Raw genomic sequence first — 23,015 nt, 5'->3', positions numbered from 1 at the left:
GCGGCGGGAAGGGAGCAAGACCCAGGCAGCGAAAGATGGGTTCTTACGAAAAAGCGGGCATGAATTGGAAAGTTGAATTAAGGATGAGGTCAGAAAAAGTGTTCTTCTGACCTCAGGCAGAGAAAAGGCGCTGTGGTAAGTTCAAAATGAGCCGGATTTACAGTTCCTGCTCAAACAAACTGAGTATCGCGTCATGCAGTTGCTTAACGCTAAAGCCGCGTGCCGGTGTCGTGAAGATGGTGTCATCGCCAGCAATTGTGCCGAGGATCCCTTCGGATTTACCCAGAGAGTCGAGCAAGCGGGCAATCAGCTGTGCAGCGCCCGGACTGGTGCGGATAACAACGACAGCGTCGTTATAATCAATATCGAGTACCAGATTCTTCAGCGGGCTGGTGGTGGTGGGTACGCCAATCTCAGCGGGCAGGCAGTACACCATTTCCATCTTGGCGTTACGGGTCCTGACAGCACCAAACTTGGTCAGCATTCGGGAGACTTTTGACTGATTGATATTTTCGAAACCGTCCTCCTGGAGTGCGACCACAATTTCGCCCTGAGAACTAAATTTCTCTTCCTTCAACAACGCCTTGAAGGCTTTGATCAAATCTTCCTGTTTTGCAGGATTACGCATTTTGCACCCTGGTCTCTGTATCATAGTTGTGATTATTATGCAGATATTTGAATTTTTATGCAACAACACAAAGAGACGTAGATCCCGAATTATGCATCCGGCAAGGATTGCCGGCATTATGAGAGAAATAGAGAGGTAATGAATATGCCGAAATTGTGCATTACCGGGAAATGAAACCTTTATTACGCTCTTTATCTGATGATCTCGATTCAGCTCTCAACCTTGGAGCGAATTTAACCATTTATTAACCTGGTGCGTTTTGTGGTGCTACTTTTAATGAGTAGCTTTCCGATAAAAAGTCATAAAAGACCGGAAAATGTCGTCGTGAACGTATTTTTTTACTTTCTAAACGACCAACCTCAGTTTCTCTGCAGGTGAGCAATTGTTTTTAACAGCGTAAGTGATTAATGTCACACTAAAATAATTTCACGACACTTATAAGTTAATGATAAAAAAGGAGTATAGGATGAAAGTTGCAGTTCTCGGTGCTGCGGGCGGTATCGGTCAAGCCCTCGCGCTTCTGCTCAAGACCCAGCTACCTTCCGGTTCCGAACTCTCATTATATGATATCGCTCCGGTCACTCCGGGTGTCGCTGTCGATCTCAGCCATATCCCCACCGCAGTCAAAATTAAAGGTTTTTGCGGCGAAGATGCGAAACCCGCTTTAGTGGGTGCGGACATCGTTCTGATTTCTGCCGGAGTTGCCCGTAAGCCTGGCATGGACCGTTCTGATCTGTTCAATGTTAACGCGGGGATTGTTCGTAATCTTATCCAGCAAGTCGCCAGCACCTGCCCGAAAGCCTGCATAGGGATCATCACTAATCCAGTCAATACGACAGTAGCGATTGCGGCAGAAGTACTGAAAAATGCAGGGGTGTACGACAAAAACAAACTGTTTGGTGTTACAACGCTGGACACCATCCGCTCCAATACATTTGTTGCTGAGCTCAAGGGCAAGCAGCCTGAAGATATTGAAGTACCGGTTATCGGCGGGCACTCAGGTGTGACTATCCTTCCTTTATTATCCCAGCTTTCTGAGGTCACTTTCAGTGACAGTGAAACTGAAGCACTGACTAAGCGCATTCAGAACGCCGGTACGGAAGTTGTAGAGGCTAAAGCGGGTGGCGGTTCTGCCACGCTTTCTATGGGACAGGCCGCAGCACGCTTCGGGCTTTCTCTGGTACGTGCCTTACAAGGTGAAAGCAATGTGGTTGAATGTGCTTATGTAGAAGGTAATGGCGAACATGCCCGTTTCTTCGCGCAGCCTGTTCTTCTGGGTAAAGAAGGCATAGCCGAGCTCATCAGCATCGGCAAGCTCAGTGCTTTTGAGCAGCAATCTCTGGACTCAATGTTGGATATCCTGCGTAAAGATATCGAGTTAGGTGAGCAGTTTATCAATAACTAAGCCAGCGAGTAAAAACCGCCAGAGCGATCCGGCGGTTTTTTGCTTTCTGAAGCTCTGATTTTACGCGCGTGTGTCAGTAGCGGGACGGCAACGACGCTCAATTATCTTTAATGTCTTCGTATCAAAGTAACGACTGGGCCAGATGAGTGACGGATGAATGCCCAGCGCATTGGCAATCAGTAACTCCCCCTTTGGCCAGGGTCTTGATAGCGCGTTTGACAGTGTGGAGGAGCTTAACCCTGCAGAACGTGACACCGCTGCCAGCGTTGTACCTTTTTTACGAAGCGCTGCAATGATATCCGCCTGATGCCAGTCTTCATTATTTGTTGTCATGATTTTTCCTCATGGGTTGAACAGATTATAAGAAGCTATAAAAATCTATCGCATAAAATATATATTCTTCGATGGCTCATTATAATTTTAGTTTGTCTCATCAATGTTTCCTAATAATTAGTTATTCTCTTATTTCGAAAATACATTCTTATTATCATTAAAACAAACAAGTAATTTAAGTTTGCTTTTTGTGATTCACCTCGGTTTTTAGTGATTTTGTTGAAAACATTTAATGAGGATGCGTTATTGAAATGTTGTTATTTCTAGCAATTGCATAAATATTCGTAATGCTTAAGTATTTTTAATGCGTGTAAAGTAATTGCTTAACAAGTGAATAATAGTATTCAGTAAAATGCTTTTTACATAAGTTATTGTTATACTTGGTTTATATTTGCGATGCGTATGTCTGCAAAGAGTTTGCTTTCATAACTTTCTGAAAAAGTCTTTTTTATGGGAAAGAGCCGCTCTTGATGAATATAATTCATGGAAACTTTTCAAAGCATCAGTAGACGCATTCTGAAAAATTGAATATCTTCTTTTCTTTAAATACCTGTATTCCTAAATGACTCGTGTTAATACCATCTTTAAAATAAACACTCACTAGCCAGGAAGGACATCATGATTAATTTTCTGTCATGAATGTATAACAACAACTTTTCTTATTCTTATATAAGAAATACAAGGAATGTTATGAAAAAAGAGTGGTTTGCTGCAAAGGAATTGACCGGAAAAGAAGGCCTTCCAACCTCAACTCAAGGCGTACATGGGATGGCTCGCAGATTATGCTGGGTTAAGCGCCGCAGGCGGGGAGTACAGGGGCGGGCGGTGGAATATCACATAGACAGTTTACCGGGTAGTGCAGTGGCGAGTCTGGCCATGAACGAACACTCAGCAGAGTATGTTTATACCTCTCATCAGGATCCTCTGGCGATTTGGATTGAAAGTTATAAACAACTGAGAGAACCGGAACGTGAAACGATGATTTCTTTTATCGTACGGGAAGGTGTGGCGGAAATGCTTAACAGGTTACGTAAACCCGAAGAGATTTAATCGCAAAATACCCACCATCCCTGCCAGCAGGCAGAGATGGTGGGATATATTCAGAAATCGCGTTTTACAGACATATGCGCCAGACCTTCGAGTGCAGCCCGATATTCTGATTCAGGAAGAACCTGAAGTGCCTGTATAGCCTTATCGGCTTCTTCTTCAGCACGCTGACGTGTATAGGTCAGTGAGCCCCACTGATGCATCGCGGCAAGAACAGGTTCCAGCAAATGACGTCCGTTACCTTCTTCGATAGCGTTTCGGATCATGGCCGATTGTTCAGCATTGCCATGTTTCATCGCATGAAGAAGCGGTAACGTCGGTTTGCCTTCATCAAGATCATCACCGGTGTTTTTGCCCAGCGTTTCACCATCAGCGTCATAATCGAGCAAATCATCAATCAGCTGGAAAGCGGTACCGAGATAACGGCCGTAATCCTGTAACGCTTTAATTTGCTCATCATTTCCGCCAGCCAGCATGGCAGAAGATTGTGAGGCCGCCTCAAACAGACGTGCCGTCTTGCTGTAGATAACCTGCATGTAGCTTTCTTCGGTGATGTCCGGATCATTGCAGTTGATGAGTTGCTGGACTTCACCTTCTGCAATCACATTCACCGCTTTTGCCATCAGCGCCAGAACCGGAAGCGATTCCAGATCTGTCATCATCTGAAATGCCCGGGTGTAGATAAAATCACCGACCAGCACGCTGGCTGCATTACCAAATGCGGCATTAGCCGTAGCTTTACCACGACGCATGTCAGATTCATCCACAACATCGTCATGTAAGAGTGTGGCTGTGTGAATAAACTCAATCAGGGCGGCGACTTTTACGTGTTTATCGCCCTCGTAGGATAGTGCTTTGGCTGCCAGTACTGCTATCATCGGACGAATGCGTTTGCCGCCGCCACTGATGATGTAATATCCCAGTTGATTGATGAGAGAAACCTCTGAATTCAACTGTTCAAGTATGGATGCGTTGACTGCAGCCATGTCGTCCTGGGTAAGATCAATAATCTGTTCTAGGTTCATTGTGTTTTTTCGGCTGTTGTTCTCTTCACCGCAATGAGATCTGGCTCACATTGGCACATGGCGCTAACTGTAAAGGGGATTGTACTTGAAAAACAGTGTAGATAAATGCTATCGAAAGAACTGCGCTTTTTTTCTTCTTTTGTAGGCATTGTGCTCTTGTCTTATGCTGATTTTTTGCGTAGAATTCGCGCCCTATTGTGAATATTTATAGCGCCCTCTGGACTATACAAAGTTGAGTGCGCGGAAAGCGGAGTTTTATATGTACGCGGTTTTCCAAAGTGGTGGTAAACAACACCGTGTCAGCGAAGGTCAGACTATTCGTCTGGAGAAGCTGGACGTTGCAACTGGCGAAGCTATCGAATTCGATCAGGTTCTGATGATTGCAAACGGTGAAGAAATCAACATCGGCCTGCCTTTAGTTGCTGGCGGTGTAATTAAAGCTGAAGTCGTTGCTCACGGTCGTGGCGAAAAGGTCAAAATCGTTAAGTTTCGTCGTCGTAAACACTATCGTAAGCAGCAGGGCCACCGTCAGTGGTTCACTGACGTTAAAATCACCGGCATCAGCGCTTAAGATTAGGAGAGCGGAACAATGGCACACAAAAAGGCTGGCGGCTCCACACGTAACGGTCGCGATTCAGAAGCTAAACGTCTGGGCGTAAAACGCTTTGGCGGCGAAGCAGTACTGGCAGGCAGCATCATCGTTCGTCAGCGCGGCACCAAATTCCACGCTGGTATCAACGTGGGTTGCGGCAAGGACCACACTCTGTTTGCTTTGGCTGACGGTAAAGTCAAGTTCGAAGTTAAAGGCCCGAAAAACCGTAAGTACATCAGCATCGAAGCTGAATAAGTTTTTCGCGTCTTAGTAAATAGATGTAAGCCCCGCAATTCGTTGCGGGGCTTTTTACATTCTGGTTAGCCCATTTTGGCGGGATATGGACACGAAATCACAGGCTCCTGTAGGGATTATGTTGGCGCTGATCACCGCCATGAGCTGGGGATCTTTGCCCATCGCCATGAAGCAGGTTTTAGTGGTGATGGATCCCTTTACCGTGGTTTGGTATCGGTTTTCGATGGCCGCTATTGTGTTGGGGTGTATTCTTGCCGCGAGACGCAGATTGCCGCCAAAAGCGATTTTCACCCAGCCACGGTGGCTGGTTTTAGTCCTGATTGCCACCTGCGGATTGCTGGGGAATTTTGTTCTTTTTAGTTCGTCCCTGCAATTTCTCAGCCCGACGGCCTCGCAGGTTATCGGTCAGCTTTCTCCGGTCGGAATGATGGTGGCCAGCGTGATCATCCTGAAAGAAAGGATGCGTGTTACGCAGGTCATTGGCGCCAGTATGTTAATCTTTGGGCTGATATTATTCTTTAATACCAGCCTGATTGAAATTTTTACCCGTCTGACGGATTACACCTTGGGTGTGATTTTTGGCGTCGGGGCAGCAATGGTTTGGGTGATCTATGGCGTGGCGCAAAAGGTATTGCTTCGTCAACTGGCTTCACCGCAAATCCTGTTTTTGCTGTACACTTTATGTTCTATCGCATTGCTCCCGCTGGCCAGCCCGGCGGTGCTTTCACAGCTCAGCGGCTGGCAGTTTGCCTGTCTGTTGTTTTGCGGCGCGAATACCTTAGTAGGATATGGCGCCTTAGCGGAAGCGATGGCGAGATGGCAGGCGGCTCAGGTAAGTGCTCTTGTGACACTGACCCCGTTGTTTACCCTGCTATTTTCAGATTTATTGGCACTTGCCTGGCCTGACTTTTTTGCTGCACCAGTGCTTAATTTCATTGGTTATCTTGGGGCATTTGTGGTGGTGGCGGGTGCAATGTTTTCCGCAATTGGCCATCGTTGGTGGCCACGTCGGACAGAGCAAAACCTGGTAGCTAAACTCTAGCTGCCCGGCGAATGATTTACGGAGACGGTACAAATGAAGTTTGTTGATGAAGCCACGATTCTGGTTGTGGCCGGTGATGGCGGTAACGGGTGCGTCAGCTTCCGCCGCGAAAAATACATTCCACGTGGCGGCCCTGATGGCGGCGACGGTGGCGATGGCGGCGATGTTTACCTGGTTGCTGATGAGAACCTCAATACGCTGATCGATTTCCGCTTTGTGAAATCTTATCGTGCTGAGCGCGGTACTAACGGTCAGAGCAGCGACTGTACCGGTAAGCGCGGGAAAGATATCACCATTAAAGTGCCTGTCGGAACACGTGTTCTCGACCAAAGCACCGGTGAAGTTCTGGCAGACATGACCCATAATGGTCAGGTTAATATGGTCGCGAAAGGCGGTTTCCACGGGCTGGGTAATACCCGCTTTAAATCTTCCGTGAACCGTTCACCACGTCAGAAAACGATGGGCACCAAAGGTGAAGAGCGCGATATCGCACTCGAACTGATGTTGCTGGCTGACGTTGGTATGCTGGGCCTGCCAAATGCGGGTAAATCTACTTTTATTCGCTCAGTCTCTGCGGCGAAACCTAAAGTTGCTGACTATCCGTTTACCACGCTCGTACCGAGCCTGGGCGTTGTCCGTATGGATCACGAGCAGAGCTTTGTGGTTGCCGACATTCCAGGATTGATTGAAGGGGCATCTGAAGGCGCAGGTCTGGGTATTCGCTTCCTGAAGCACCTTGAGCGTTGTCGTGTTCTGTTGCACCTGATCGACATCGCGCCGATCGATGAATCTGATCCGATCGAAAATGCGAAAGTCATCATCAATGAGTTGAAGCAATACAACGCCAAGCTGGCTGAGAAGCCGCGCTGGTTAGTATTCAACAAAGTTGATCTGATCGAAAAAGAAGAAGCGGAAACTCGTGCAAAAGCGATCGCCGATGCATTGGGCTGGGAAGGTAATTACTATCTGATCTCCGCTGCAAACCGCGAAGGCGTGAATGCGCTGTGCTGGGATGTGATGAAATTCATCAACGAAAATCCTAAGCACATGGCAATCGAAGTTGCTGCGCCAGAGAAAGTTGAGTTCATGTGGGATGACTATCATCGTGAACAACTTGCTGAAGTGGAAGCAGAAGCTGACGACGACTGGGATGATGACTGGGATGAAGATGACGACGAAGGCGTCGAAATCATTTACGAACGTTAATCCCGAGTATTAGCGTCCCGTCGCTGAAAAAAGGCTGCCTCTGGCAGCCTTTTTCATTTTAATCGCATGGTGATAAAAGAGCGTATTAACGGGCGTCAGGTGCTAGCGTCAGGGAGCTTTGTAATGCGACATCCGGTAACCAGCATTGGGCGCAGAGTCCGGTGTTGCCGGTGCGGTTACGCAACGTCAGGGTGCCACCATGCAGATGTGCAATCCTGACCACGATATTCAGTCCCAGACCGCTCCCGCCATAACGTTGATCACTGCGTTTAAATGCCTGTGTCAGTTCGCTGGCTTTGGTTTCATCAATGCCCGGACCCGCATCATCTATCTGTATCAGGAAGCCATTATCTTTCGGCGCAATTGTAATAGTGATACCGCTATTTTCCGGACTATAACGGTAAGCGTTCTCGACCAGATTTCGCACCATTAATCGCAGCAGCACTGCGTCGCCCTGAATCTCAGCGCGGGCAGGTAACTGGATGCTCAGTTTCTGCGCACGTTCATCCAACATTTCGCGTAACTCTTCTTCGAGTGGCTTAATGACGTTGCGGATGAGATCCACCTGCTGGTATTCGCCTTTCGCAAAATTCTGTCCGGCACGAGCCAGCATCAGCAATTGTTCTATGGTGTGCATCAGCAGGTCGATACGGCTTATCAGCGTATCGCTGCCTTCCACGCCATTTTTGTGCATGATTTCCAGATGTAATCGTACGCCAGCCAGAGGAGTGCGCAGCTCATGTGCCGCGTCAGCAGTGAATAATCGTTCCTGCTGGATGGTATTGGAGAGACGGGAAAATAGCTGGTTAAGCGCATTGGTGACCGCTACGACTTCCCTTATTTCGCTGTTGAGCGGCAAAGGAGAGAGGTTATCGGCGGATCGAGTTTCCAGGCGTTTTTGCAACTGATTGAGCGGGCGGATAATCCAGCTAATTGCCCAGAAGGACAGAATCAGTGTAATGCTCATCATCAGCAGAGAGGGAGCGATGAGCGAAGCGATGGCTTCTGCTATTTCTCTCTCAACATGGGCATTTCGTGTTTTTGCAGAAATTGTGTCATTAACCAACAGGTTAATTTGCTCCTGGCTTTCATGCCAGAGCCAGAAAACGCTGGTGAGCTGGGTGACGAATAATATCAGTGCCAGCATAACCAGCAGGCGGCGACGCATACTGGTCATTGTAGGATTTCCAGCCGGTAGCCAATGCCACGCACGGTACGAATGACTTCTTTACCGAGCTTACGACGCAGATTGTGAACATGAACCTCAAGCGTATTGGAACCAAGATCATCCTGCCAGGTGTAAAGATCCTGCTGAAGTAATTCCCTGTTTACGGTTTGCCCTGCACGCATCATCAGACGTGACAAAATCGCGAACTCTTTGGGGGTGACTTCTACCGGATTGTTATCAAGATATGCCTGCTGAGAGGATAAGTTGATTTTCAGGTTGCCCACTGAAATCTGATTGTCGCTTTGTCCCTGATAGCGACGGATAAGCGCCCTGACGCGGGCCTGCAATTCGACCAGCGCAAAAGGTTTAATGAGATAATCGTCGGCGCCAGCATCGAGGCCGTCAACGCGATCTTCCAGTGAATCACGGGCGGTAAGGATAAGGACTGGGAGAGCGATGTTCTGACGTCGCCACTGACGTAGCAACGTCGCGCCATCTTTGTCTGGCAATCCTAAATCCAGGATCACCAGACTGTACTGGCTCGCTTGAATCAGGCTCTGCGCCTCGGCCGCCGTTGAAGCGCAGTCGCAGGCATAATTTTCACCGGTTAGTGCCAGCATCAACCCCTGCCGTAAAAGTTCGTCATCTTCAACAATCAGCAGTTTCATCGTCTGGCACTTCTCCGTAGTTAATTATTTTGGTAGATATCCCTGTAGAGACGGCTTTCAAAGCGCACCAGAGGAGCCCGTCGTGTGCGTTGATCTTCAGGCGGGACTGCATAGCCAGAGAGGAACTGTACAAAGGCCATTCGCTGTCCGCTGGCTGTCGTAATAAAGCCAGCAAGGTTGTACACGCCAGACAGGGAACCGGTTTTCGCCGACACTTTTCCGTCAACGCCTGCTTCATGAAGACCACCGCGATATTGCAAGGTTCCGTCATGGCCCGCTAATGGCAGCATTGAGATAAAGTCTAACTCTTTATCGTGCTGAGCGATGTATTGCAGCACCTGCATCATAGTGGCGGGTGACAGCAAGTCATGGCGGGAAAGACCGGAGCCATCGACCTGGATAGAGTTACCTAAATCCACGCCTGCTTTTTGGCGCAAAATTTGACGGACAGCATCTGAACCAGCACGCCACGTTCCCGGCACGCCAAAACGCTGATGACCAATAGTACGAAATACCGTATCGGCGATCATGTTGTCTGATTTTTTCAACATCTGATGCAGCAGGTCATGCAACGGCACCGACTGGGTTTGTGCCAGAACGGTGCCAGCCGGTGTCGGCTGAGTCTGACGCTTCAACGTGCCATCAATCTGAATGTCAGCCTGCAACAGCTCATCTTTCAGTATAGCGCCGGCGTAACTGGCGCCATCCTGAATAGCAAACGCCAGCGGCAAAGGCTCGCTGCGTTGCGTCAGACAGCCAGTGAGGGTATAGCGATTGAATTCACCGGGTACAACGTCCAGTTCACAATACTGTGCATCCGGAGAACCTTTCGCCAGAGTGCGCACTTCGCTGAACATATGCACCGGATAGTATGAAGCCACGCGGATAAATGCGTTTTCGTCAGGCTTCGGTGCGCTATAGAGCGAGACGGAGAAACAGTTTCTGTCGACAATAGCTGCTGCCGGCGGAGCGCTAAAACATTGTGTAATATCGTTCCACGGCCATCCCGGCGCTTTATCATGGCTGGCAAAAACAGAGGTATTGATGACCACATCGCCGGTAATTTCTTTGACGCCCTGTTTTTTCAATACGGCGACCATATTCCGAATATTCTGACGTTTTAAAGTCGGATCGCCGGAAAAACGAGCAACCAAATCACCCTTTAATACGCCATCAGAAACGGAACCCGGTGTTTCAAGTGTGGTGGTAAAGCGAAAATCAGGCCCCAGTTGCAGCAAAGCGGCCAGCGCGGTCAGGATTTTCATGGTACTGGCGGGAAGGGCCATTTGAGTACCGTGATAGTCTATAGCAGGCGCAGGCGCGCCAATTTTCTGTACCAGCACAGCCAGATTCGTGCCATCAGGCAGATATTCTGTGTAATTTTCGATCTGAGCCGCATTTGTATTCAGTACAAACGCGCATGCTAATCCACTGACAATTCGTAAAAAACGCATTATTTTGAGTAAAGGCTCTGGGTAAGGGCGGGATAATGTGGTGCCATACTACGATGCTACGAACCAAGGCGCAACGTGGCTGAAAGTAAACGATGATCCTCAAGGAACTCTACGTTAAAATACGAATCAAATTGCAAAATGAATCCTGGCCTGGTGGCAACTCCGGGTGAGGTTTTTTTTGTTTTTCGCCAGAGAGTCGGTCAGAAGAGCTGGCTTAATTTCTTACCTGATTCAATCAGGACGGTGTTTACCGAAAGGACCAAGTTAGAGGTAATGAAGATATGAAACCGATTCCGATGACATTGCGTGGCGCAGAAAGATTACGTGAAGAACTGGACCACCTTAAAGGTGTCCGTCGTCCGAAAATCATTGCTGATATCGCGACCGCACGTGAGCACGGCGATTTAAAAGAGAATGCTGAATACCATGCTGCGCGTGAGCAGCAGGGTTTTTGTGAAGGGCGTATCCAGGAAATCGAAGCTAAGCTTTCGAATGCTCAGGTTATTGATGTGACCAAAATGCCAGCGACTGGCCGCGTGATTTTTGGTGCCACAGTAACTGTAATGAACCTGGACACCGAAGAAGAACAGAAATACCGCATTGTGGGTGATGACGAAGCTGATTTTAAGCAGAACCTCATTTCTGTTAATTCCCCGATTGCACGTGGTTTGATCGGTAAAGAACAGGATGACGTTGTGGTCATCAAAACGCCTGGCGGTGATGTTGAGTTTGAAGTATTGAAGGTCGAATACCTCTAAAATCTGCATTAAAAAGGGCGAAACGTGAAGTTTCGCCCTGTCATTCTCACATTCATGCAGTGAATTGCTTCACAGTAAATTGAAAACTAAAGTAAAAAGGCCTGCTGAGACCTTCCCCTGAACGTGATTTCGTGGCACCTTTCCGAAAATCTACAGCGCTTTTCGTTAAACCTTAATGGATTAACGCGGTAAGATAATTTTGCGGTCTTCGGTGGAAGGGCGATAAAGTACCAGCATATTGCCGATGACTTGCACATTACACGCCTTGGTTTCACGCACAATCGCGTCTACGATCAAGGTCTTCGTCTCACGTTCTTCTGCCGCGACTTTTACCTTGATCAGTTCGTGATGTTGCAGTGCCTGTTCGATTTCGGCCAACACACCTTCTGTCAGGCCGTTGTTGCCCAGCATAACAACCGGTTTCAGTGGATGTGCCAGACCTTTCAGGTACTGTTTTTGTTTATTGTTAAGATTCATCGTCTTTTTTGCTTAAGTTGGGATTGAAAACGGGTCATTCTACCGCCATCTCATGTATATGACCAACCCGGACTGCTTCGGGAAGGCAATTATACTGACTTAGCCATAGACGTCATGATGCTAACAGCTTGTTCCAAAGGCTCTAACTCAGGGTGGTTGGACAACTATATGGTTACTAAATAATGTCTAATAAGAAGCGTTCTGCAAGTTCCAGTCGCTGGTTGCAGGAACACTTTAGCGATAAATATGTGCTACAAGCACAGAAAAAAGGGCTGCGCTCCCGTGCCTGGTTTAAACTTGATGAAATACAGCAAAGCGATAAGCTGTTTAAACAAGGTATGACGGTGGTCGATTTAGGTGCAGCTCCGGGCGGTTGGTCACAGTTCGTGGCTACGCAAATCGGTAGCAAAGGGCGCATTATTGCTCTTGACCTTTTACCTATGGATCCTATTGTTGGAGTCGACTTCCTTCAGGGGGATTTTCGTGATGAATTAGTTCTCAAAGCGTTGCTTGAACGCGTGGGAGAAAACAAAGTTCAGGTGGTCATGTCCGACATGGCGCCTAATATGAGCGGTACTCCGGCAGTCGATATTCCAAAATCGATGTATCTGGTTGAATTAGCATTGGATATGTGTCGGGATGTATTAGCACCAGGCGGAAGTTTCCTGGTGAAGGTGTTTCAGGGAGATGGCTTTGATGAATACCTGCGGGAAATTCGCTCCCTGTTTACGAAGGTGAAGATTCGTAAGCCAGACGCTTCCCGAGCACGTTCGCGAGAAGTGTACATCGTAGCGACAGGGCGGAAACTGTAGTTCCCTAACGCTGTTTGTTAACACAGTTGTAATATGAGGTTAATCCCTTGAGTGACATGGCGAAGAACCTGATCCTCTGGTTAGTCATCGCGGTTGTATTGATGTCTGTATTTCAGAGTTTTGGTCCCAGCGAATCTAATGGCAGTAAGGTAGATTACACTACCTTTACAACCGAAGTGGCCCAAGACCAGGTCCGTGAAGTACGTATCAATGGACGTGCGATTGACGTTATCAAAAAAGACAGCAGCAAATACACAACCTATATTCCGGTTAATGATCCTAAATTGCTGGATACGCTGCTGAGCAAAAACGTGAAAGTTGTTGGTGAACCGCCTGAACAGCAGAGTTTCCTGGCGACTATCTTCATTTCATGGTTCCCGATGCTGCTTCTGATTGGCGTCTGGATATTCTTTATGCGACAGATGCAGGGCGGCGGTGGCAAAGGGGCAATGTCCTTTGGTAAAAGCAAAGCCCGCATGCTGACGGAAGACCAAATCAAAACCACGTTTGCTGACGTTGCAGGTTGTGACGAAGCGAAGGAAGAGGTGAGCGAGCTGGTAGATTACCTGCGCGAGCCAAGCCGTTTCCAGAAACTGGGCGGTAAAATTCCTAAAGGCGTTCTGATGGTCGGTCCTCCGGGTACCGGTAAAACGTTGCTGGCGAAAGCGATCGCCGGCGAAGCCAAAGTGCCATTCTTTACGATTTCCGGTTCTGACTTCGTAGAAATGTTCGTGGGTGTCGGTGCATCTCGTGTGCGTGACATGTTCGAACAGGCGAAGAAAGCCGCTCCATGTATCATCTTTATCGATGAAATCGACGCCGTTGGCCGTCAGCGTGGTGCAGGTTTAGGTGGTGGTCACGATGAACGTGAACAGACACTGAACCAGATGTTGGTTGAGATGGATGGCTTCGAAGGTAACGAAGGGATCATTGTGATCGCAGCAACCAACCGTCCGGACGTTCTTGACCCGGCATTGCTGCGTCCGGGCCGTTTCGACCGTCAGGTTGTTGTAGGCTTGCCAGACGTACGTGGTCGTGAACAGATCCTTAAAGTTCACATGCGTCGCGTTCCGCTGGCTACTGACGTTGATGCGTCTGTGATTGCCCGTGGTACACCTGGCTTCTCAGGTGCTGACCTGGCTAACCTGGTCAACGAAGCTGCATTGTTCTCTGCACGTGGTAACAAACGTGTGGTGTCGATGGTTGAGTTCGAAAAAGCCAAAGACAAAATCATGATGGGTGCTGAGCGCCGTTCCATGGTGATGACTGAATCGCAGAAAGAGTCCACCGCATATCATGAAGCAGGCCATGCCATCATCGGTCGTCTGGTTCCTGAACATGACCCTGTGCATAAAGTGACCATTATTCCTCGTGGCCGGGCACTCGGTGTGACCTTCTTCCTGCCTGAAGGCGATGCTATCAGTGCCAGCCGTCAGAAGCTCGAAAGCCAGATTTCTACCTTGTACGGTGGCCGTCTTGCTGAAGAGATCATCTACGGTGTGGAAAAAGTGTCAACCGGTGCGTCAAACGACATCAAGGTTGCCACTTCTATTGCCCGTAACATGGTTACGCAGTGGGGCTTCTCAGAGAAATTAGGTCCGTTGCTGTATGCGGAAGAAGAAGGCGAAGTCTTCCTCGGTCGTTCAGTCGCGAAAGCCAAACATATGTCTGATGAAACTGCCCGCATCATCGATCAGGAAGTGAAATCTCTGGTTGAACGTAACTACATTCGTGCGCGTACGCTGTTGATGGAAAACATGGATATCCTTCATTCAATGAAAGATGCCCTGATGAAGTACGAAACCATTGATGCGCCACAAATTGATGACCTGATGAACCGTACAGAAGTTCGCCCGCCAGCTGGCTGGGATGATGCTAACGGTAAAAACGGCAGCAGCAATTCTAACGACGGCGGTGCTCCAAAAGCGCCAACGCCAGTTGACGAACCTCGTACGCCAAATCCTGGCAACACGATGTTTGAGCAATTCAGCGGCAAATAAGCAGCGAGTTAGAAAATAACGCAGATAACACTCAACCCCGGGCTTGCCCGGGGTTTTTTATGCGTGCATTCTTTGCATCGGAATTTGAAACTGCCTCTACGAATGATCAGAAGGGACATGATTTATGCACCTCACAGCCAGAGAGTCGACACTGGATCTCACTTTTCCCCAGGTGATGGGGATCCTGAATGTTACCCCGGATTCTTTTTCTGATGGCGGGCGACACAACACGCTGGATCTTGCGCTGCGGCACGCTCAGGCGATGGTCGATGCCGGGGCGACAATCCTGGATATCGGCGGCGAATCAACGCGTCCGGGCGCCACAGAAGTCAGCGAAGAGGAAGAGCTGGCCCGTGTGGTGCCGGTCGTAGAAGCGATTGCCCGACGTTTTGATGTCTGGATCTCCGTGGATACCTCGAAAGCGTCGGTTATCCGCGAAGCAGCAAATGCCGGTATGCATCTGATTAACGATATTCGTTCACTTCAGGAGCCGGGAGCATTGCAGGCTGCCGCAGAAACGGGATTACCCGTTTGTCTGATGCACATGCAAGGCGACCCGAAAACCATGCAGCATGCCCCGCATTACGACAATGTCGTTGCGCAGGTAGACCAGTATTTTGTCGAGCAAATTGCACGTTGTGTGAATGCCGGTATTCCGAAAAACAAATTGCTGCTCGACCCGGGCTTCGGTTTCGGTAAAAATTTAGAACATAACTACCAGTTACTCGCCAGGCTGGCTGAGTTCCATCACTTCGGGTTGCCACTTCTGGTGGGAATGTCGAGGAAATCTATGGTAGGGCAGTTACTGCATGTGTCACCGGAGAAACGTGTGACGGGCAGTGTTGCCTGCGCTGTGATTGCTGCTATGCAGGGAGCTCAGATAGTTCGCGTACATGATGTTAAAGAAACCGTCGAAGCGATGCGTATCGTGGAAGCGACACTTTCTGCAAGGGATAAAAATTAATTATGAGCAACCGTAAATACTTTGGTACTGATGGCATTCGCGGAAAAGTAGGTGACAGCCCGATTACTCCTGATTTCGTTCTTAAACTGGGCTGGGCTGCTGGCAAAGTATTGGCGCGTCATGGTTCTGGCAAAGTGATTATCGGTAAAGATACCCGCATTTCCGGCTATATGCTGGAGTCGGCTCTGGAAGCCGGTCTGGCGGCAGCGGGGCTGTCTGCTTCTTTTACCGGCCCGATGCCAACACCTGCGGTTGCGTATCTGACCCGTACTTTCCGTGCGGAAGCCGGAATTGTGATTTCTGCGTCGCATAACCCGTTTTACGATAACGGCATAAAATTCTTCACTATTGACGGCACAAAGTTGCCAGACGAAGTGGAAGAAGCCATTGAAGCTGAGCTTGAAAAACCGCTGACCTGCGTTGAATCAGCCGCGTTGGGTAAAGCCAGCCGTATCGTGGATGCTGCCGGGCGTTATATCGAATTCTGTAAAGGGACATTCCCGAGCGAACTGAGTCTGAACGGGCTTAAAATTGTTGTCGATTGTGCCAACGGCGCGACCTACCACATTGCTCCAAGCGTTCTGCGTGAACTGGGTGCAAAAGTGATAACCATCGGCTGCGACCCTGATGGGATGAATATTAACGAAGAATGTGGTGCGACAGACGTCCGCCAGTTACAGCAACGCGTTCTGGCAGAAAAAGCCCATGTCGGACTGGCATTTGATGGCGACGGCGATCGTCTGATTATGGTCGACCATGAAGGCAATAAAGTGGATGGAGACCAGATCCTCTACATCATTGCACGTGAAGGTCTGCGTCAGGGCCAGCTCAAAGGCGGCGCCGTTGGCACCCTGATGAGCAATATGGGTCTGGAACTGGCATTAAAACAGCTGGGTATTCCATTCACCCGCGCGAAAGTGGGCGACCGTTACGTGCTGGAAAAAATGCAGGAAAAAGGGTGGCGCATTGGTGCTGAAAACTCAGGCCATATCATCCTGCTGGACAAAACTACCACCGGTGACGGCATTGTGGCCGGTTTGCAAGTGCTCACCGCCATGGTTCGCAATCACATGAGCTTGCATGATCTGTGCAGCGGTATGAAATTGCTTCCGCAGATCCTGATTAACGTCCGTTTCGCCGGAGAACATGATCCGCTGGAATCCGACGAAGTTAAGCTGGTGACGGCCGAGGTTGAAAAACAGTTAGCTGGCCGCGGCCGGGTACTGTTGCGTAAATCAGGCACCGAACCTCTGCTGCGTGTCATGGTAGAGGGTGAAGATGCGGAACTGGTGGAAAGACTGGCCAACCGCATTGCAGACGCGGTAAAAGCAGTCAAAGCGTAACCCGATAAAAAACGGTGAATTTTCGAGATATGCGTGGCTGAGGATCGTCCTGTCAGCCACTTTTCTGCCAATTTGCCGTTTTTTTCCGCAAACGAACAGTTTGGTGAAAATTGCCCTTGCGCGGCAATACGGCTTTGGTTAGTATTCACACCCGCTTCAGTGGGTCCTTGAATGACCTGCTAAATGGTGAGAAGCAATTGGCATGCGGTGAACCCGCGAGGATACAGGTACTACTATGTACGACGCTCTTCTGGTGATTTTCCTTATCGTAGCAATCGGGCTTGTTGCTCTGGTTATGCTGCAGCAAGGTAAAGGCGCTGATATGGGAGCCTCTTTCGGAGCAGGTGCTTCTGGCACATTGTTCGGTTCGAGTGGTTCCGGTAACTTCATGACCCGTATGACCGGCATCTTGGCAGCACTGTTCTTTATCATTAGTTTGATTCTCGGGAACATGAGCACCAATAAAAGCCAAAAAGGTAGTGAGTGGGAAAACCTGAGTCAGCCAGCGAAAACTGAGCAGACCACTGCACCGGCAGCTCCAGCAGCGCCTAACAGTGACGTTCCTCACTAAGCAGTAACCTTCTTATCGCAAGAAGTGAAAGGTTTTAAACAGTGGCTCGTACTTGGACAGTACAAGCGATTGTGAAAAAAAAGAGTGCCGAGGTGGTGGAATTGGTAGACACGCTACCTTGAGGTGGTAGTGCCCGAATGGGCTTACGGGTTCAAGTCCCGTCCTCGGTACCAATCTTTATGATAATTTGCTTTTTAGCGATTATCGGCGTAGTATTTGCCACGTTTTCGGACGCGGGGTGGAGCAGCCTGGTAGCTCGTCGGGCTCATAACCCGAAGGTCGTCGGTTCAAATCCGGCCCCCGCAACCACTTTCCCTAAGTGTTTATTTCAAATAGACTTTCAGTGTCTACCTGTGATGTTCTGCAGTTCCAATTTGAAAGCTTCTATTTGAAATAACACTTCGCGAAAGTTGTACCGAAGCCGCTATGCGGCGAATAGGGTCCAGTTGCATAAAGCCCCGATTTATCGGGGTTTTTTGTTATTTGGCAACAGAATCACTGGGCTATTTAGCCCTTTTTTTATGTCTTGGGGGTGGGCTTGTCCACATTAGAACAAAAATTAACAGAGCTGATTACAGCACCAGTCGAGGCACTTGGCTTTGAGCTGGTGGGCATCGAGTTCGTTCGGGCTCGCCAATCGACGTTGCGCATCTATATTGATAGTGACGCCGGGATCAATGTTGATGATTGTGCTGATGTCAGCCACCAGGTGAGCGCTGTGCTGGACGTTGAAGATCCAGTCACCGTCGCCTACAACCTGGAAGTTTCCTCTCCAGGCCTTGATCGTCCTATGTTCACCGCTGAACATTATCAACGTTTCCTGGGTGATGAAGTCAGCATTGTTCTGCGTATGGCAGTGCAGAATCGTCGCAAATGGCAGGGCATTATTAAGGCTGTCGAAGGCGAAATGATCACGGTGACAGTGGAAGGGAAAGATGAAGTGTTCGCACTGAGCAACATCCAGAAAGCGAACCTGGTACCCCACTTTTAAAGAGTTTGGAAGAGGCAACTAGGATGAACAAAGAGATTCTGGCTGTTGTAGAAGCAGTTTCTAATGAAAAATCCCTCCCGCGCGAGAAGATTTTTGAAGCGCTGGAAATTGCATTATCAACGGCGACCAAGAAAAAATACGAGCAGGAAATCGAAGTCCGCGTCAGCATTGACCGCAAAACAGGTGACTTCGATACCTTCCGTCGCTGGGTGGCAGTCAACGAAGTGACTCAGCCGACCCGCGAAATCACCCTCGAAGCTGCACAATACGAAGATCCGTCAATCGACCTGGGCGGATATATTGAAGATCAAATCGAGTCGGTCACATTTGACCGCATCACCACGCAAACTGCTAAGCAAGTTATCGTACAGAAAGTACGCGAAGCAGAGCGCGCGATGGTAGTTGATCAATTCCGTGAGCAGCAAGGTGAGATCGTCACCGGCGTGGTTAAGAAAGTTAACCGTGACAGCATCGCTCTGGATTTAGGCAGCAACGCTGAAGCCGTTATTCTGCGTGAAGATATGCTTCCGCGTGAAAACTTCCGCTCCGGCGACCGTATTCGCGGCGTTCTGTATGATGTTCGCCCTGAAGCTCGCGGTGCCCAGCTGTTCGTCAGCCGTTCACGTAACGAGATGCTTATTGAGCTGTTCCGCATCGAAGTGCCTGAAATTGGCGAAGAGTTGATCGAAATTAAAGCGGCAGCCCGTGATCCTGGCTCCCGTGCGAAAATTGCAGTAAAAACTAACGACAAACGTATCGACCCGGTCGGTGCTTGTGTCGGTATGCGTGGTGCACGCGTTCAGGCTGTTTCCAGTGAACTGGGCGGTGAACGTATCGATATCATCCTTTGGGATGACAATCCTGCGCAATTCGTAATTAACGCAATGGCACCGGCAGATGTCGCTTCCATCGTTGTTGATGAAGATAAATGCACCATGGATATCGCCGTTGAAGCCAGCAATCTGGCACAGGCGATTGGCCGTAATGGCCAGAACGTGCGTTTGGCCTCCCAATTGTTGAAACAGCATCGTGGTGATGACAAGTGGGAACTGAACGTGATGACAGCAGACGACCTGCAAGCCAAACATCAGGCTGAGGCACACGCTGCGATTGCTACCTTTACCAAATACCTGGCCATCGATGAAGATTTCGCCACGGTGCTGGTAGAAGAAGGTTTCTCAACGCTTGAAGAACTGGCTTACGTGCCAGTCAACGAACTGCTTGAAATCGACGGCCTGGATGAAGACACCGTGGATGCGCTGCGCGAACGTGCGAAAGAAGCGCTGACCACACTGGCTTTAGCTCAGGAAGAAAGTCTCGGTGACAAAAAGCCTGCTGACGATCTGCTTAACCTGGCGGGTCTGGAACGTAGCATGGCGTTTAAACTGGCTGCACAAGGGGTTTGTACGCTGGAAGATCTTGCCGAGCAGGGTGTCGACGATCTGGCTGATATTGAAGGTCTTACAGACGAGCAGGCTGGTGAACTTATCATGGCCGCGCGCAATATCTGCTGGTTTGGCGACAACGCGTAATAAACTGTAGCAGGAAGGAACAGCATGACAGATGTAACTGTAAAATCGCTGGCGGCAGAGATTGAGACTCCGGTAGATCGCCTGGTACAGCAATTTGCTGATGCAGGGATCTCGAAGTCCGAAGCTGACTCTGTGACCCAGCAAGAAAAAGAAACATTATTGGCGCACCTGAATGGCGGAAATGCCGGTGCGACAAACAAACTGACGTTACAACGCAAAACGCGTAGTACACTGAATATTCCGAGCACCGGCGGGAAGAGTAAATCGGTGCAAATCGAGGTCCGCAAGAAACGCACTTATGTTAAACGTGATATGACCGAGGCAGAAGTTGCCCAGGCCGAAGCGGAAGAGCAGGCGAAGCGTGACGCGGAAGAACAGGCACAGCGTGCAGCAGCAGAGCAAGCCCAGCGCGAAGCTCAGGAAAAAGCCAAACGCGCCGCCGAAGAGCAAGCTAAACGTGAGGCCGCTGATAAAGCTAAGCGTGATGCAGCGGAAAAAGATAAAGTGACGAATCAACATACTGACGAAGTAACTAAACCAGCTCAGGCAGAGAAAGCACGCCGTGAAGCTGAAGCCGCAGAGCTGAAACGCAAAACGGAAGAAGAAGCCCAGCGTAAGATCGAAGAAAACGCCAAGCGCATCGCAGAAGAGGCCCGTAAAATGGCTGACTCTGGTGTCTGGACTGAAGCTGCCGCACCAAGCGAATCAGAATCTGCTGACTACCATGTCACCACTTCTACCCATGCTCGTGCTGCTGAAGACGAAAATGACGCCAAAGTTGAAGGCGAACGTCGTACACGTACCCGTGGTGGAAAAGCGACCAAACAGAAAAAAGGCAACAAGCTGTCCGAATCTAAAGCGGATCGCGAAGAAGCCCGTGCTGTTGGCCGTAACGGTAAAGGTAAGCGTAAGCCAAGCACCTTACAGCAGAGCTTTAACAAGCCTGTTGTTGCAGTGAACCGCGATGTTGTAGTGGGTGAAACCATTACTGTTGCTGAGCTGGCAAATAAAATGGCAGTTAAAGGTTCTCAGGTCATCAAAACTATGATGAAACTGGGCGCCATGGCCACCATCAACCAGGTTATTGATCAGGAAACTGCTCAACTGGTTGCGGAAGAAATGGGCCATAAAGTTATCCTGCGTCGTGAAAACGAGCTGGAAGAAGCGCTGATGAGCGATCGTGATACGGGTGCGTCTGCTGCTGCTGAGCCTCGTGCTCCGGTTGTGACCATCATGGGCCACGTTGACCACGGTAAAACCTCCCTGCTTGACTACATTCGCTCAACGAAAGTTGCTGCGGGCGAAGCCGGCGGTATTACCCAGCACATCGGTGCGTACCACGTCGAAACTGAAAACGGCATGATCACCTTCCTGGATACACCGGGACACGCCGCATTTACATCAATGCGTGCTCGTGGTGCTCAGGCAACGGATATCGTTGTTCTGGTTGTTTCAGCAGATGATGGCGTGATGCCACAAACCATCGAAGCCGTACAGCATGCGAAAGCTGCTGGCGTGCCAATCGTGGTTGCAGTGAACAAAATTGATAAGCCAGACTCTGATCCGGATCGCGTTCGTACTGAACTTTCTCAGTACGGCGTTATGCCAGAAGAGTGGGGCGGCGAATCTCAGTTCATCCACGTTTCTGCGAAAGTCGGTACCGGTATCGATGATCTGTTGCAGGCTATCCTGTTGCAAGCCGAAGTTCTGGAACTGAAAGCCGTTCGCACGGGTATGGCAAGTGGCGTTGTGATCGAGTCCTTCCTGGACAAAGGTCGTGGCCCGGTTGCCACCGTTCTGGTTCAGGAAGGTACTCTGAACAAAGGCGACATCATTCTGTGTGGCTTCGAATACGGCCGTGTCCGTGCGATGCGTGACGAAATGGGTCGTGACATTACGTCTGCGGGTCCTTCTATCCCTGTCGAAGTTCTGGGTCTGTCCAGCGTTCCGGCTGCGGGTGATGAAGTGACCGTCGTTCGTGACGAGAAGAAAGCCCGTGAAGTTGCTCTGTATCGTCAGGGTAAATTCCGTGAAGTGAAACTGGCTCGTCAGCAGAAATCTAAACTGGAAAACATGTTCGCGAACATGACTGAAGGCGAAGTTTCTGAACTGAACATCGTTCTGAAATCTGACGTTCAGGGTTCTTGCGAAGCGATTTCCGATGCGTTGCAGAATCTGTCTACTGACGAAGTTAAAGTTAAAATCGTCGGTATGGGTGTCGGTGGTATCACCGAGACTGACGCAACACTGGCCGCTGCTTCCAACGCGATCATCCTGGGCTTCAACGTCCGTGCAGATGCTTCTGCCCGCCGTGTCGTAGAAAACGAAAGCCTGGATCTGCGTTACTACTCCGTTATCTATAACCTGATTGATGAAGTCAAACAGGCGATGAGCGGTATGTTGGCGCCAGAGTACAAACAGCAAATCATCGGCCTGGCTGAAGTTCGTGACGTGTTCAAGTCACCGAAATTCGGCGCTATTGCAGGTTGTATGGTGACTGAGGGTATGATCAAGCGTAACAACCCAATCCGTGTACTGCGTGAAAACGTGGTGATCTACGAAGGCGAACTGGAATCCCTACGTCGCTTCAAAGATGACGTTGCAGAAGTTCGTAACGGCATGGAATGTGGTATCGGCGTTAAGAACTACAACGATGTACGTACTGGCGATGTGATCGAAGTCTTCGAAATCATCGAGATCAAACGTACTATCGCTTAACGTTTGCGAAGTAGCTGATATCCAGA

General features: G+C 49.3%; 22 protein-coding genes and 2 tRNA genes. 17 read left to right on the top strand and 7 right to left on the bottom strand.

Translation table 11 applies throughout. The annotated features are described in order from the left end of the window. Positions 1 to 157 precede the first annotated feature (157 nt). Entirely contained in the window at positions 158 to 628 is a 471-nt protein-coding gene (gene argR, locus D5398_RS16105; protein ID WP_120508537.1) for a transcriptional regulator ArgR, read from the bottom strand. Between the two features lie 466 nt (positions 629 to 1,094). On the opposite strand from argR, the gene mdh reads away from it, so the two are divergent. Next, complete coding sequence (gene mdh / locus D5398_RS16100) at positions 1,095 to 2,033, top strand: malate dehydrogenase (protein ID WP_120508536.1); 939 nt, start codon at positions 1,095 to 1,097, stop codon at positions 2,031 to 2,033. A gap of 60 nt (positions 2,034 to 2,093) precedes the next feature. Here mdh and D5398_RS16095 read toward each other — a convergent pair whose 3' ends face one another. After that, entirely contained in the window at positions 2,094 to 2,366 is a 273-nt protein-coding gene (locus tag D5398_RS16095) for a helix-turn-helix domain-containing protein (protein ID WP_120508535.1), read from the bottom strand. A 690-nt stretch (positions 2,367 to 3,056) separates the two neighbouring features. On the opposite strand from D5398_RS16095, the gene D5398_RS16090 reads away from it, so the two are divergent. Beyond that, a complete protein-coding gene (locus tag D5398_RS16090) occupies positions 3,057 to 3,416 on the top strand; it encodes a DNA-binding protein (protein WP_120508534.1) in 360 nt (119 codons plus the stop codon). 50 nt (positions 3,417 to 3,466) lie between these two features. Here D5398_RS16090 and ispB read toward each other — a convergent pair whose 3' ends face one another. Continuing rightward, a complete protein-coding gene (ispB, locus tag D5398_RS16085) occupies positions 3,467 to 4,438 on the bottom strand; it encodes an octaprenyl diphosphate synthase (protein WP_120508533.1) in 972 nt (323 codons plus the stop codon). A 259-nt stretch (positions 4,439 to 4,697) separates the two neighbouring features. Between ispB and rplU the strand changes: the two genes are divergently transcribed. The 4 genes from rplU to cgtA all read left to right on the top strand — a co-directional run bounded on the left by rplU (position 4,698) and on the right by cgtA (position 7,533). Next, on the top strand, positions 4,698 to 5,009 hold the full coding sequence (gene rplU / locus D5398_RS16080; RefSeq protein WP_013573804.1) for a 50S ribosomal protein L21: 312 nt from the start codon (positions 4,698 to 4,700) through the stop codon (positions 5,007 to 5,009). An 18-nt stretch (positions 5,010 to 5,027) separates the two neighbouring features. Then, positions 5,028 to 5,285 carry a 50S ribosomal protein L27 gene (gene rpmA, locus D5398_RS16075; RefSeq protein ID WP_013573805.1) on the top strand — a complete coding sequence of 86 codons (258 nt, stop codon included), beginning with the start codon at positions 5,028 to 5,030 and terminating at the stop codon, positions 5,283 to 5,285. 85 nt (positions 5,286 to 5,370) lie between these two features. Beyond that, positions 5,371 to 6,327 carry a DMT family transporter gene (locus D5398_RS16070; RefSeq protein ID WP_120508532.1) on the top strand — a complete coding sequence of 319 codons (957 nt, stop codon included), beginning with the start codon at positions 5,371 to 5,373 and terminating at the stop codon, positions 6,325 to 6,327. 33 nt (positions 6,328 to 6,360) lie between these two features. Next, positions 6,361 to 7,533 (top strand): Obg family GTPase CgtA, encoded by a 1,173-nt coding sequence (cgtA, locus tag D5398_RS16065; protein WP_120508531.1) that lies wholly within the window; start codon positions 6,361 to 6,363, stop codon positions 7,531 to 7,533. 85 nt (positions 7,534 to 7,618) lie between these two features. Here the strand turns inward: cgtA and pmrB are convergent, their stop codons facing one another. Genes pmrB through dacB form a run of 3 tightly spaced genes read right to left on the bottom strand, consistent with a single transcriptional unit; the run spans position 7,619 to position 10,823 of the window. Continuing rightward, positions 7,619 to 8,710, bottom strand: a complete 1,092-nt coding sequence (gene pmrB / locus D5398_RS16060; protein WP_120508530.1) for a two-component system sensor histidine kinase PmrB — start codon at positions 8,708 to 8,710, stop codon at positions 7,619 to 7,621. After that, on the bottom strand, positions 8,707 to 9,369 hold the full coding sequence (gene pmrA, locus D5398_RS16055; protein ID WP_120508529.1) for a two-component system response regulator PmrA: 663 nt from the start codon (positions 9,367 to 9,369) through the stop codon (positions 8,707 to 8,709). The genes pmrB and pmrA overlap by 4 nt, the downstream gene beginning before the upstream one ends. A gap of 20 nt (positions 9,370 to 9,389) precedes the next feature. Further along, entirely contained in the window at positions 9,390 to 10,823 is a 1,434-nt protein-coding gene (dacB, locus tag D5398_RS16050; RefSeq protein ID WP_120508528.1) for a serine-type D-Ala-D-Ala carboxypeptidase, read from the bottom strand. A 281-nt stretch (positions 10,824 to 11,104) separates the two neighbouring features. Between dacB and greA the strand changes: the two genes are divergently transcribed. Then, on the top strand, positions 11,105 to 11,581 hold the full coding sequence (gene greA / locus D5398_RS16045; RefSeq protein WP_120133277.1) for a transcription elongation factor GreA: 477 nt from the start codon (positions 11,105 to 11,107) through the stop codon (positions 11,579 to 11,581). Between the two features lie 180 nt (positions 11,582 to 11,761). On the opposite strand, the gene yhbY is transcribed toward greA, so the two are convergent. After that, positions 11,762 to 12,058 (bottom strand): ribosome assembly RNA-binding protein YhbY, encoded by a 297-nt coding sequence (yhbY, locus tag D5398_RS16040; protein WP_095923662.1) that lies wholly within the window; start codon positions 12,056 to 12,058, stop codon positions 11,762 to 11,764. Between the two features lie 182 nt (positions 12,059 to 12,240). On the opposite strand from yhbY, the gene rlmE reads away from it, so the two are divergent. The 10 genes from rlmE (at position 12,241) to infB (ending at position 22,989) form a co-directional block, all read left to right on the top strand. After that, entirely contained in the window at positions 12,241 to 12,870 is a 630-nt protein-coding gene (gene rlmE / locus D5398_RS16035) for a 23S rRNA (uridine(2552)-2'-O)-methyltransferase RlmE (RefSeq protein ID WP_120133276.1), read from the top strand. Positions 12,871 to 12,926: 56 nt separating this feature from the next. Next, a complete protein-coding gene (gene ftsH, locus D5398_RS16030; RefSeq protein ID WP_120508527.1) occupies positions 12,927 to 14,870 on the top strand; it encodes an ATP-dependent zinc metalloprotease FtsH in 1,944 nt (647 codons plus the stop codon). Positions 14,871 to 14,994: 124 nt separating this feature from the next. Then, a complete protein-coding gene (gene folP / locus D5398_RS16025; protein WP_120508526.1) occupies positions 14,995 to 15,834 on the top strand; it encodes a dihydropteroate synthase in 840 nt (279 codons plus the stop codon). 2 nt (positions 15,835 to 15,836) lie between these two features. Continuing rightward, the gene (gene glmM / locus D5398_RS16020; RefSeq protein ID WP_120508525.1) at positions 15,837 to 17,177 is read left to right on the top strand and encodes a phosphoglucosamine mutase; all 1,341 of its coding nucleotides are present in this window, start codon (positions 15,837 to 15,839) and stop codon (positions 17,175 to 17,177) included. 235 nt (positions 17,178 to 17,412) lie between these two features. Further along, the gene (secG, locus tag D5398_RS16015) at positions 17,413 to 17,748 is read left to right on the top strand and encodes a preprotein translocase subunit SecG (protein ID WP_113877110.1); all 336 of its coding nucleotides are present in this window, start codon (positions 17,413 to 17,415) and stop codon (positions 17,746 to 17,748) included. 86 nt (positions 17,749 to 17,834) lie between these two features. Further along, positions 17,835 to 17,921 (top strand) — tRNA-Leu (locus tag D5398_RS16010). 59 nt (positions 17,922 to 17,980) lie between these two features. Then, positions 17,981 to 18,057 (top strand) — tRNA-Met (locus D5398_RS16005). A 229-nt stretch (positions 18,058 to 18,286) separates the two neighbouring features. After that, entirely contained in the window at positions 18,287 to 18,739 is a 453-nt protein-coding gene (gene rimP, locus D5398_RS16000) for a ribosome maturation factor RimP (RefSeq protein WP_147243271.1), read from the top strand. A 23-nt stretch (positions 18,740 to 18,762) separates the two neighbouring features. Continuing rightward, positions 18,763 to 20,271: a transcription termination factor NusA gene (nusA, locus tag D5398_RS15995; RefSeq protein ID WP_120133272.1), complete on the top strand. Its 1,509-nt coding sequence runs from the start codon at positions 18,763 to 18,765 to the stop codon at positions 20,269 to 20,271. Positions 20,272 to 20,295: 24 nt separating this feature from the next. Beyond that, positions 20,296 to 22,989 (top strand): translation initiation factor IF-2, encoded by a 2,694-nt coding sequence (gene infB, locus D5398_RS15990; protein WP_120508524.1) that lies wholly within the window; start codon positions 20,296 to 20,298, stop codon positions 22,987 to 22,989. Positions 22,990 to 23,015 lie beyond the last annotated feature (26 nt).

This window comes from Rahnella bruchi (assembly GCF_003614975.1).
In the GTDB taxonomy this organism is placed as follows: domain Bacteria; phylum Pseudomonadota; class Gammaproteobacteria; order Enterobacterales; family Enterobacteriaceae; genus Rahnella; species Rahnella bruchi.
This window is presented reverse-complemented; position numbering and strand designations above follow the sequence as displayed.